We start from the raw sequence: 7099 nt of genomic DNA, 5'->3' as shown, positions 1-7099 counted from the left end.
ACGTAGCACAACGCGATCTCCACCTCGTCGCCATCCACGCGCACGCTCTGCGCGCACTGCTGCAGCAGCTCGTCCAGCAGCACCGGGGCGAAGCGTTCGCGCGGGAAACGCAGATGCCGGTAGGGCTGTGCGTCAAGCAGGCGACCGACACGGTCGAGGTTGAACACCAGGGCGTACTTCTCCTCCACCTGCTGCCGCGACATCGTCTTGGGCCAAGCGAAACGATCACGGATCAGCTTGAACACCAGCGGGTAGCTGGGCAGGGTGAACACCGCCATGACCATGCCCGGCGTGCCTTCGGCATGCGCCAGACGCTCGTTCGGGTGTTCATTGAAGTGGCGGAAGAACGTCCGGTAGCGCTCGGTCTTGCCCTGTTTGGCGCGTCCGAGCACGGTATAGATCTCGTCGATCGGCTTGCCCGGCAGCAGGCTGCGCAGGAACACCACCGCATCGCCAACCGTACCCAGGTCAGCCTGGAAATAGCTGCGCGACACGCCGAACAGATGGGCCACATCGCGACGCCGGGTCAGCACGGCATCGGCGCGCAGGCCCTGGTCGTCGTTGACCAGCGCGATCACGCACGGCGAGAAACGGTGTTCACCGAACACGCGCCCGACCAGATAGGCGCGACGCTCGCGGTAGAACACGGTATCGAGCAGTTCGATGCTGCGTACCGGCGTGTCGCCCCAGTGCGCCAGATCGTCCTGCAGGCGCACGGCGATGGCGGCGGCACAGCGCAACTGGTGCGCATACGGAACATCGAAGCGGTAGTCGGCCAGCACCCGTTGYAGCGCCTCTACCGGCCGCGTCGGCGAGACCGCGTAGGTGTGGCGCGCCACCGGATGGGTGATCGCATCGGAGGGCTCGACATCGAAGGCGATGAACTCCACTTCCGGGTCCACACCGCGGATGGCGAACAGCCGTCGCGACAACGTGTTGTAGAAGGTCTTGTAGAGCTCGGCGTCGATCAGGCCCTGCAGCAGGGCACTGAAGTGCGCGTGCACCTGCAGCCACAGCGCGCGTTCGCTGATGGCGTCACCGGCCAGCCGCCGCAGCGCATCCATCTGCTCGGCGATGCACTGGTCGTACAGGGCGATGCGCTCCACCGCATCGTGGCGCGCCGCCGCCCAGTCGCGCTGCTGGAAACGCAGCCGGGCACGCGCCGTGATCGCGGCAAAGCGGGCGTGATACTGCTCGAAACCATCGCGGATGGCCTCGGCGATGCGCGGTGCCAGTTCGGTTGCAGTGACAGGATCGGACATGCACGACGTATCCGGGGAAACCGACCTAACCATACGCTGGCGTGGGGTAGCTTGTGTAGAGCCGAGCCACGCTCGGCTGCTGCTGCCTCAGAGAACCAGACAAACGCAACCATTCCTACAGACCCCGTGCGACTGCATTGCCTACTCTTTCAGGCCCATAACGGCATGAGGCGACGCATGCAGCAAATGACCCTGATCCCACGCATGGAGGAAGGCAACGTAATCCCGCAACGGGTACGCGACGGCTACATCAGCGCGACGGCGCTCTGCCAGTCAGTGGGCAAGCGCTGGTCGGACTATCGGTCGCTGAAATCCACCGGTGAGTTCATCGAGGAGCTGACCCTGCAGACCGGCCTCCCGGAGGACCAGCTCATCCATGTGGTGTCCGGGGGCAATGCGGCGATGCAGGGCACCTGGATCCACCCTTACCTTGCCATCAATCTCGGCCAATGGTTGTCACGCAAATTCGCGGTGAAGGTGTCGCAATGGGTGGTGGAATGGCAGCAGGGCCGGGCGAACGCCGTCATGCCCGCCCACATCGAGCGCTACATGCAGAACCGCTCGAAAGTGCCCTACACGCATTTCTCGATGTTGAACGAGCTGACCCTGAACCTGATCGCGCCACTGGAGCAGGCGGGCTATACGCTGCCGCAGGAGCTGGTGCCGGACATCTCCGAGGGCCGGCTGTTCTGCAAGTGGCTGCGCGATCACAAGGGCATCGATCCCAACACCTTCGACACCTATGAGCACAGCTATCCAGACGGCCGCAACGTGCAGGCAAAGCTCTATCCGAACGAGCTCTACGAAGACTTTCGCCGGCACTTCAACGAAACCTGGCTCCCACTGCATGCGCCCAGATACTTTGCTGCGCGCGACAGGCAGGCGCTGACCTTCGTACGCACGCTTCTGCTGCCTTCGACATGACGTCACAGCGGACCGATCCCTGGGCTGCCGTGCAGCACCAGGGATCGGTCCCACCGGGCCGGCTCAGATCGCCAGTTCGGCCTCCACGTCCTGCACCTTGCGCCGCGCCAGGGCGAGGTTGGACTTGGTCCGGTCCAGCACGATGTAGAAGAACAGGCCCTTCTTCTTCGCCACCGGGCGCATGATGTGATACGCCTTGCCCAGCGAGATCAGGATGTCCTCGATGCCATCGTTGAGGTTGAGCGAGGCGGCGGTTTTCATCTTCGCGCGGATCACTTCGGTGTTGCCGGCCGCCGCCACTTCCATGTCCATGCCCGAACCGGCCTCGCCCAGYAGCATGCCGCTTTCGTAGTCGACCAGCGCCACGGCCTGCGCGCCATCGATACCCATCAGTGCAGTCAACGAATCATTCAATCCAGCCACGTTGCACCCCTCTCAATGTTGGTTCGAGCCCCTCGTTCCCCTGCGGCCGGGCTCACGATCCGCTGAGTTCGGCCAGGATCGCCTGGCCACATTCCCTGCTCTGCCACAGCACCTGGCCGATCACGCTGCGCTGGTCGCAGGCCGCCATCAGCAGCAACGGCGCTCGCCCCTCGGCCTGGATGGCCAGCATCAGCACCTTGCCACCGGCGGCCTCCAGCATCAGCGTCTGCAGATCGCCCAGTGCCAGTTCGCGCCCCACTGCTGCAGCCAGGGCCAGCATCGCGCTGGTCATCGCCGCCAGGCGTTCGCCACGCCCCTCCGCACCAGCACTGACCAGGGCAAAGCCATCGACGCTGGCCAGCACCACGGTCCGCACCCCTTCCACCCGCTGCTGCAGGTCCTGCAGCAGCGGCTGCAGGCGCTCGCGCTGCTGCGCGTCCGGCAACGGCGCGCCTTGTCCATCAGCCATGTGCGGCCACCAGTGCATGCGCTTCCATTTCGCTCATCAGTACGTCCATCAGCAGCAGTCCTTGTTCACGATCACGGGCATCCACCGCCAGCAACGGCAGCGGCTGGCCATCGAGCCGGGCGCGCTCGGCCCAGTCATCCAGTGCCGCTGCCGGCACCTGGTCAAGATGGGTCACCGCCACCACCAGGGCCAATGCCGGACCGAACGGGCGCAGCACCTGCAGGTAGGCGTCCAGCTCAGCGGCCACCCCGGCACGGCGCGCGTCCAGCAGCAACACCRCACCGCGCGCACCCTGCAGCAGGATCGGCCACAGGAAATCAAAGCGCTGCTGGCCAGGCGTGCCATACAGGCGCAGCCTCTCGCCGTTGGGCAGGTCGATATCGGCGTAGTCCAGCGCCACCGTGGTCGARGCCTTGTCGGCRCCCGSGCGGTCGCTGTTGGCTACGTCGGTGTCGACCACCGCWCCGGCGGCGATGCTGCGTACCAATGTCGACTTGCCGCTGCCCATGCCACCGAGCACCACCACCTTGTGCTCACGCATCGCGGTCACTCCCGCGCAGCGTGCGCCACAGGCGTGCGAGCAGGCCGTTGTCGGCAGTGCTGGCACGCGCACCCACCAGCGGTACTGCAGGTGCGACCTGCAGCTGCGCATAACCGCACAGGTAGGCGGCGTGGATGAAATCGCGCACGGCGGCGGCGGGAAGATCCAGCAGCATCGCGCATTCGTCCACCGTGCAGGCACGCTTGAGCAGCAGCGAACATAGACGGAAGCCATCGTGATCGTGGCCGAGCACGCGGAAGTCCGGCCAGCGCAGCAGCTTCACCGACGCCCCGCGCAGGCGCTCATCCAACGCCTGCCAGTGACGGCTGCGCTGCGCCCATTGCCACAGCAACGGACGCAACGGCAGTCGCGTGCGGTCACCCGCCAGTGCCTGCAGCTGCGCCGGCAGCAGCGCATCCAGATACAGGTGCTCGAAGCCGTGTGCCAGCCGTTCCACCAGCACGGTAGCCGGCTCGTGCAGCAGCACCGCCTGGTCCTGTTCCAGATCCAGCAGCAGCAGCGGCTCTCCACCCTCGCCCAGCAGCGCCTGGCCCTGCCGCGATGGCAGCCGCTCGCGCAGCAGGCGGGTGATCGCATGCGCGCCGTCAGCCAAGCGGATCGGTGTCGCATCGGTGCCGGTCTGCATGCCGCGCAGCGCCCGTCCTATCGCGCCATCATCCAGTACGTCCTGGCCGCCATCGCCCTCGCGCAACTGGCCGCCGAGGTCCTCGATCCAGCAGTGCAGGCGCGGGCGCTGCTGGCGCATGCGCAGTGCCGCGTTGCGCAGCGCAGGCGTATCGCGAATCACCAGCAGATCGCAGTCGTCCAGGTCCTGGCTGCGGCGGATCTGTCCGTCCGGCAGCGCCGAGGCCATCCGCAGCCTCTGCAGCAGGGCCTGTTCGCCCTGGATGTCGGTTCCCACTACGAGCACGCGTGCCATCCGTGTTCCCCGTGCGACCACCTCCCCGGCGGTCTCGCATCGCCAAGGCTAGGCCATGGCTTGCCGCCATCGTCGTGATCGACTGCTCATATTGGTGGCAGTGGTGAACATGCATGCGTCCGTTCTGCGACGGCCATCGCGGGCAAGTTTCATGCCGTGTTGACGGCGTTCCGACAGATGACGGATTTCACGGTTTTGTGCAGCTCCCGTCCGCGCGTGGACAGGCACCAACGGCATGCGGGCAAAAAGAAACCCGCGCCGAGGCGCGGGTTTCTTTCCAGGTCTCAACCGGGCGGCGATGAATCAGCCGCGCAGCTGCTCCAGCGCGGCATTGAAGGTCGCGCTCGGACGCATCGCGGCAGCGGCCTTGGCCACATCCGGACGGTAGTAGCCGCCGATGTCCACGGCCTTGCCCTGCACCGCGATCAGCTCGTCAACGATCTTCTGCTCGTTGTCGGCCAGCGCCTTGGCCAGCGGAGCGAAGCGTGCCTGCAGTGCGGCATCTTCGTTCTGCGCTGCCAGGGCCTGCGCCCAGTACAGGGCGATGTAGAAGTGGCTGCCACGGTTGTCGATGCCACCGAGCTTGCGCGACGGCGACTTGTCGTTGTCCAGGAACTGGCCGTTGGCCTCGTCCAGTGCCTTGGCCAGCACGCGGGCGGCAGCGTTGTCGTAGCGGTTGCCCAGATGCTCCAGCGACGCGGCCAGGGCCAGGAACTCACCCAGCGAATCCCAGCGCAGGWAGYCYTCTTCSASGAACTGYTGCACGTGCTTCGGYGCCGAACCRCCMGCRCCSGTYTCGAACAGGCCGCCACCGGCMAYCAGCGGMACGATCGACAGCATCTTGGCGCTGGTGCCCAGCTCCATGATSGGGAACAGATCGGTGAGGTAATCGCGCAGCACGTTGCCGGTCACCGAAATGGTGTCCTCGCCCTTGCGGATGCGGGCCAGCGAGAAGGTGGTCGCTTCCACCGGCGGCAGGATGCGGATATCCAGGCCGGTGGTGTCGTGGTCCTTCAGGTACGTCTCGACCTTGGCGATGACCTGCGCGTCGTGGGCGCGGGCGGCGTCCAGCCAGAACACGGCCGGGGTGCTGCTCAGGCGCGCGCGTTCGACGGCCAGCTTGACCCAGTCCTGGATCGSSGCGTCCTTGGTCTGGCACATGCGCCAGAKGTCRCCGGCTTCCACGGCKTGTTCGAACACCACGTTGCCGGCCTCGTCGGTGACCTTGACCACGCCGTCGGCAGCGATCTGGAAGGTCTTGTCGTGCGAGCCATACTCTTCAGCCTTCTGCGCCATCAGGCCGACGTTGGGCACCGAGCCCATGGTTGCCGGGTTGAAGGCACCGTTGCTGCGGCAGTCGTCGATGACAGCCTGGTACACGCCGGCATAGCAGCGGTCCGGAATGACCGCCTTGGTGTCCTGCAGCTTGCCTTCGGCATTCCACATCTTGCCGGAGTCGCGGATCATCGCCGGCATCGAGGCGTCGACGATCACGTCGCTCGGCACGTGSAGGTTGGTGATGCCCTTGTCCGARTYGACCATGGCCAGGCCCGGACGCTGAGCGTACTCGGCCTGCAGGTCGGCTTCGATGGCGGCACGGGTGGCTTCGGGCAGCGACGGCAGGCGCGCGACCAGATCACCGATGCCGTTGTTGGCATCGAAACCGGCCTGCTTGAGCGTGTCGGCGTGCTTGGCGAGCACGTCCTTGTAGAACTCGTTGACGACCACGCCGAACATGATCGGGTCGGARACCTTCATCATGGTCGCCTTCAGGTGCAGCGAGAACAGCACGCCCTGCGACTTGGCGTCTTCGATCTGCGCATCGATGAAGGCGGCCAGCGCCTTGCGGCTCATCACTGCCGCGTCGACGATCTCACCGGCCTTGACCGCGGTCTTTTCCTTCAGCACGACGGTGCTGCCGTCCTTGCCGTGCAGGGTGATCTTCAGCGCGCCGGCGTTGGCCAGGGTGGCCGACTTCTCGCTGCCGTAGAAATCACCCGCGTCCATGTGCGCAACGTGCGACTTCGAATCGGACGCCCAGGCGCCCATGCGGTGCGGGTGCTTGCGGGCGTAGTTCTTCACCGACAGCGGCGCGCGCCGGTCGGAGTTGCCTTCGCGCAGCACCGGATTGACYGCGCTGCCCTTGACCTTGTCGTAGCGCGCCTTGTAGTCGCGCTGCTGGTCGTCGGCCGGGGTTTCCGGGTAATCCGGCAGCGGATAGCCCTGGTCCTGCAATTCCTTGATGGCGGCCTTCAGCTGCGGCACCGAGGCGGAGATGTTCGGCAGCTTGATGATGTTGGCGTCGGGGGTGGTCGCCAGCTGGCCCAGCTCGGCCAGGTCATCGTTGACCTTCTGCGCATCGCTCAGCAGTTCCGGGAACAGCGACAGGATGCGGCCGGACAACGAGATGTCACGGGTTTCCACTGCGATGCCCGCGGTGGAGGTATAGGCGTCGACGATCGGCAGCAGCGACTGGGTGGCCAGGAACGGTGCTTCGTCGGTCAGCGTGTAGAGGTGCTTCGTCGGTCAGCGTGTAGAGG

General features: G+C 65.9%; 6 protein-coding genes and 1 pseudogene. 1 reads left to right on the top strand and 6 read right to left on the bottom strand.

Annotation, left to right across the window (positions count from 1 at the left end):
* On the bottom strand, positions 1 to 1262 hold a 1262-nt coding region (locus AC1VAN_RS06970), incomplete at its 3' end, for an isocitrate dehydrogenase kinase/phosphatase AceK regulatory subunit (protein WP_480985527.1).
* A 177-nt stretch (positions 1263 to 1439) separates the two neighbouring features.
* Here AC1VAN_RS06970 and AC1VAN_RS06965 point away from each other — a divergent pair.
* A complete protein-coding gene (locus AC1VAN_RS06965; protein ID WP_025878602.1) occupies positions 1440 to 2186 on the top strand; it encodes a KilA-N domain-containing protein in 747 nt (248 codons plus the stop codon).
* Between the two features lie 63 nt (positions 2187 to 2249).
* On the opposite strand, the gene AC1VAN_RS06960 is transcribed toward AC1VAN_RS06965, so the two are convergent.
* The 5 genes and pseudogenes from AC1VAN_RS06960 to AC1VAN_RS06940 form a co-directional block, all read right to left on the bottom strand.
* Positions 2250 to 2609 (bottom strand): hypothetical protein, encoded by a 360-nt coding sequence (locus AC1VAN_RS06960; protein ID WP_025878601.1) that lies wholly within the window; start codon positions 2607 to 2609, stop codon positions 2250 to 2252.
* A gap of 52 nt (positions 2610 to 2661) precedes the next feature.
* Positions 2662 to 3078, bottom strand: coding sequence for a roadblock/LC7 domain-containing protein (locus AC1VAN_RS06955; protein ID WP_032976421.1), 417 nt, complete (start codon positions 3076 to 3078; stop codon positions 2662 to 2664).
* The gene (locus tag AC1VAN_RS06950) at positions 3071 to 3619 is read right to left on the bottom strand and encodes a GTP-binding protein (protein ID WP_480985526.1); all 549 of its coding nucleotides are present in this window, start codon (positions 3617 to 3619) and stop codon (positions 3071 to 3073) included. The genes AC1VAN_RS06955 and AC1VAN_RS06950 overlap by 8 nt, the downstream gene beginning before the upstream one ends.
* The gene (locus AC1VAN_RS06945) at positions 3612 to 4559 is read right to left on the bottom strand and encodes a hypothetical protein (protein ID WP_032976420.1); all 948 of its coding nucleotides are present in this window, start codon (positions 4557 to 4559) and stop codon (positions 3612 to 3614) included. The genes AC1VAN_RS06950 and AC1VAN_RS06945 overlap by 8 nt, the downstream gene beginning before the upstream one ends.
* Positions 4560 to 4862: 303 nt before the next feature.
* Positions 4863 to 7079 (bottom strand): annotated as a pseudogene (locus AC1VAN_RS06940) (NADP-dependent isocitrate dehydrogenase); the annotation flags it as partial.
* Positions 7080 to 7099: the final 20 nt, after the last annotated feature.

Source organism: Stenotrophomonas sp. 05L44_2, assembly GCF_056665995.1.
This window is presented reverse-complemented; position numbering and strand designations above follow the sequence as displayed.